This is a genomic window from Lamprobacter sp. (genome assembly GCF_034860625.1).
Lineage (GTDB): Bacteria > Pseudomonadota > Gammaproteobacteria > Chromatiales > Chromatiaceae > Lamprobacter.
The window spans coordinates 1-3,577 of record NZ_JAYESN010000286.1; the positions used below are offsets into that span (position 1 = coordinate 1).

The window sequence follows — 3,577 nt, forward strand, 5'->3', positions numbered from 1 at the left end:
CAGCCCTTTTAAGGTGACGAAATTCGTTTGACTGCAAGCTCCTGATTTTTGGTCAAGGTGCTTGCGACGGTCCCTATGGTCCAGTGACCGCCAGATTCACCTGCATTCGTAACTATCTGACCCTGAATGTTGTTTTTATGCACCTTAAAAGGGCTGGTCTGATCGACGTTAACCTCTCCTATCGTTTTGCGCTTTGGTCAAGTGCGGACTTTTATAAGCATTGAGCGCACACAACCGATTGGTGCGGGTTTACCAGGACCGCATCCGACCCCCTCCTACACGGTCAGCCTCTGCCGTCGCCTCACCGACACCAACTTATCATCCGCCGCAACGGATGCAACCGCATCGCGATGCGCTTCGACCCGCGCGGAGAACTGAGCGTCGCCTCCGGCGGCGCGCTGGGCGCGGGCGGCGGCTGGGTCTCGCCCGCCTTCGGCGACAAGGTGCCCGCGCCCCGCATCGCCGGCACGGCCTGGTCCCCGCCGGCAGCGTGACGACTACCATCGACCTCATCCCCTGATCCTCAGCCGGACCACCTCGCCGCCCCAGCCCCATCGATACCAACCACGGACACACCCAAAACCACTCTCGAACACGACACACGCCAAGTTCTGCGCCAGGCGGGTCTGCTTAGCGCAGTTTAGACATCATCCGGCCGCATCCCGCAACGCTTTGACCGCGGCTCGGTTAAGCCGGCGGCGGTTGCAATCTGCTCATCAGTCAGCAGCCTCAGTGCGATCAGATGACGGGCCACTTCTTCGCGGCCTTCCCGCTTGGCTTCATTGAGAAACGAGACCTCGTCGTGCAGTGCACGCTCGCGCACGAAGGCGAGGCGGCGCGCCTCTTCATCGGCGCTGAGTTGGCGGATGCGGTCCATGGCTTGCTGGACGGGTTCGTGGGCGACGGTGGCCATGCGCAACACTATGCTGGTGGCGGCGGTGGTGCGGGGTCAGCCTGAGGATCGAGGCCGGGCTGAGGATTAATGGCCTTTGGGTCGATGATCGACTCGCGCAGCGCCGCAAGTCGGGTGCGCTAACATTGTGCTTCCGCGTGATCTCTGCCGAGGATATCAAGATGGAAGTCGCCATTCGCAAGATGGGAAATTTTAGGGGTGTACTGATCCCAAAGCCGATTCTGGCCCAGCTCGGGCTTGAGGGTGCTGCGGATCTCCAGGTTCGCGACGGGGTCATTGAGATCCGCCCCATTTGCCGTCATCCACGAGAAGGCTGGGCGAAAGATGCTGAGCAACTCGCCCAGGAGGGTGAGGATGCCTTGGTCTGGCCGGAGTTTGCCAACCAAGGAGACGATGACCTGGTTTGGTGATGCAGACGGGTGACATTTGGCTGGCGCAACTCGATCCGACCGTGGGCAGTGAGATCCAGAAGACCCGTCCATGCGTTGTCATCTCGCCGAATGAGATGAATCAGCACCTGCGAACCCTCATTGTGGCCCCCATGACAACGGGCTCGCGGTCGGCGGCTTTTCGCGTGCCGATCACCTTCAAGGGTAAGCAGGGGCTCATCGTTCTCGACCAGATCCGAACACTCGACCGCGCCAGGCTGGTTAAACCTCTTGGGACGCTGCATGCGGCGACACTCGATACGACCTTGCGCACGCTGCAGGCAATGTTCGCAACAACATTTTCGTAGGCCGGGCTGGGTATGGTAGCGCGGCGCTCCGTGCAAAGTAAGAGCTAACCCGTTTTCGCTATAGCCCGTTATTCTGGACAGCTGTCAGAATTTCTTACGGCTCAAGATCCTAGGAAAAACATTTATTTTCAAAATTTTAACAGAACTCTAGGGTAAATTAGCCATTTCTCCCGACTCTAAAGCGTCGAAAAACTTTACACACGGGGGTTGGCAGTCCGCGTTTGGGGTTTGTTGACGAATTCCCATTCCTGCCCGATAAATCAATAAGCTATTGTTTTCAGTATTTTTTTAGCGAACATTACCTATTCATTGCGCAATATACCATGCATCTAGCCGATTAACAAAATTGGCACGATTTATGCTTTAAAATCTCGCAAGCTCAGAATCCTGGCGTCTCAGAAATATTTTTTGAGAGCTCCCTTCTCGTTCCAGTACCCTCAGCGCAAACAGATGGTGAGCTTGGGATGGGGCGTAGGGTCTCGCATCAAGCCACTCAGGCTTGAAACGCTGCAGCATGTGGCAGAGAAAACTGATCTTTCTTAAATTTAATGCCAGATTATATCGTTCCCTTCTCAACACAACGTCCCGGAAGGTCCCCTTATGACATCTCGATTAAAATCTCTCGCCTGGTCTCTCCCGATTGCACTGGCTTTCGCCGGTCCCGCTACGGCGGATTATGTAAGCTCTGATGGTGCCTTCATTACGAATAGCTTCAGCTACAGCGGCTGGGCACAGCAATATGGCTCACTCGCAGACGCGCAGTCCGGCACCAACCCGACGAGTAACCAGGTTTCTATTGATGACCCTCTGCCTCTCAAGCTTTTTTTCACCAATGAAGTTGGCAATCAGGATGGCGTCAATGACTTCGGGCCCAACGCCAACCTGATCGTGGGCCCAGGGTTACAGTTGTACGACGATGACTCCAGCACCGACACCTTCATTTCCTTCACCTATGCCATGCTCGGCGTAGGCATGTATGAGTTCATGCTGGATGTGGAAGGTATGAATGCTGACTTGGCGAACGATCTGGTTTTGTTCCCATTCGCGCCCATTTTCGCGCCCATTACGTCATTTCCAGAATACTCACTTAGCCTGACTGCTGCTGTCCAGAGTGCTTTCCTCGGCGAAATTGAAGGCGACATGTTTATCGGGTCAGACGGTGCCTTGGTTCGAGGGCAAGGGTCCGGGGGAACCTTCAGCGGCATTGCCGAAGGTGCTGACACTAAGTTCTACGATTTTGAATTCACGCTGACTGCTACCGATTTCACTAGCGCTAACAGTTTCGCCGTAAAAGTCCCTGAGCCGGCCTCGCTATTGCTATTCGGTGCAGGTCTGCTAGGCCTGTTCGGTGTGCGGTCGCTTCGTCAGGGTCACCAGAACGCCGCTTAATCCGCAAATATCTCCACTCTGATTCCGACAGTCCTTGGCTCACGCCCGTGAGCCACAGGGTACCTGAGAAAAATAAGATAGCCGTGTACCCAACACCAGGTCCGGGGATCCGTTCCAGGTGGACTCCAAGGACGTCGTGAATGTATCCCTAAGAGAACCGTTCATACCCCCGGGTGCGCGTGCGCACTTGGTGGCGCCGTCGCAGTTGGGTACGCACGCGTTCCTCCGTGAACCACCGAACGCGTCCAAATACCTTGGCGCAGTTGCCATCGTGGAAATAGCCTGACCAGCCGCGTAGCAGCAATTCTAAATTTGCCCTGATCACCGCTTTAAGCGCCGACCTTTTGGTGGAGGTTGGGCTGGTTCCAGCATCTCAAGCATAAAGGTAAACAGCTCCTCCCATGAGGCATAGACGGTATAGAGCGTCAGGGCGCGCAGATGTTCGAAGAACGTCCGCCGCGAGGGCAACTGTTGGCCGGCGCACACGCTGATACAAGCTGTCGCCGTGGTCGAGGATTCGGATGGGCCAGGAAGGCGAC

7 protein-coding genes are annotated in these 3,577 nt (G+C 56.0%); 4 read left to right on the forward strand and 3 right to left on the reverse strand.

The genetic code is table 11. The annotated features are described in order from the left end of the window. The first annotated feature begins 350 nt into the window (after positions 1–350). Positions 351–494 (forward strand): hypothetical protein, encoded by a 144-nt coding sequence (locus VBE63_RS26210; protein WP_323685940.1) that lies wholly within the window; start codon positions 351–353, stop codon positions 492–494. A 146-nt stretch (positions 495–640) separates the two neighbouring features. Here the strand turns inward: VBE63_RS26210 and VBE63_RS26215 are convergent, their stop codons facing one another. Then, positions 641–913, reverse strand: a complete 273-nt coding sequence (locus tag VBE63_RS26215; RefSeq protein WP_416274692.1) for a hypothetical protein — start codon at positions 911–913, stop codon at positions 641–643. Positions 914–1,074: 161 nt separating this feature from the next. On the opposite strand from VBE63_RS26215, the gene VBE63_RS26220 reads away from it, so the two are divergent. The 3 genes from VBE63_RS26220 (at position 1,075) to VBE63_RS26230 (ending at position 3,038) form a co-directional block, all read left to right on the forward strand. Continuing rightward, positions 1,075–1,323 (forward strand): AbrB/MazE/SpoVT family DNA-binding domain-containing protein, encoded by a 249-nt coding sequence (locus VBE63_RS26220; RefSeq protein ID WP_323685941.1) that lies wholly within the window; start codon positions 1,075–1,077, stop codon positions 1,321–1,323. Further along, entirely contained in the window at positions 1,323–1,649 is a 327-nt protein-coding gene (locus tag VBE63_RS26225) for a type II toxin-antitoxin system PemK/MazF family toxin (RefSeq protein WP_323685944.1), read from the forward strand. Before VBE63_RS26220 ends, VBE63_RS26225 begins: the two co-directional genes overlap by 1 nt. Before the next feature lie 600 nt (positions 1,650–2,249). Next, a complete protein-coding gene (locus VBE63_RS26230) occupies positions 2,250–3,038 on the forward strand; it encodes a PEP-CTERM sorting domain-containing protein (protein ID WP_323685942.1) in 789 nt (262 codons plus the stop codon). A gap of 148 nt (positions 3,039–3,186) precedes the next feature. On the opposite strand, the gene VBE63_RS31640 is transcribed toward VBE63_RS26230, so the two are convergent. Together VBE63_RS31640 and VBE63_RS26235 are read right to left on the reverse strand one after the other, a co-directional pair. Next, complete coding sequence (locus tag VBE63_RS31640) at positions 3,187–3,363, reverse strand: group II intron maturase-specific domain-containing protein (protein WP_416274693.1); 177 nt, start codon at positions 3,361–3,363, stop codon at positions 3,187–3,189. Further along, positions 3,360–3,577: hypothetical protein (locus tag VBE63_RS26235; RefSeq protein WP_323685943.1), on the reverse strand; the 218-nt coding region annotated here is incomplete at its 5' end. The genes VBE63_RS26235 and VBE63_RS31640, both read right to left, overlap by 4 nt.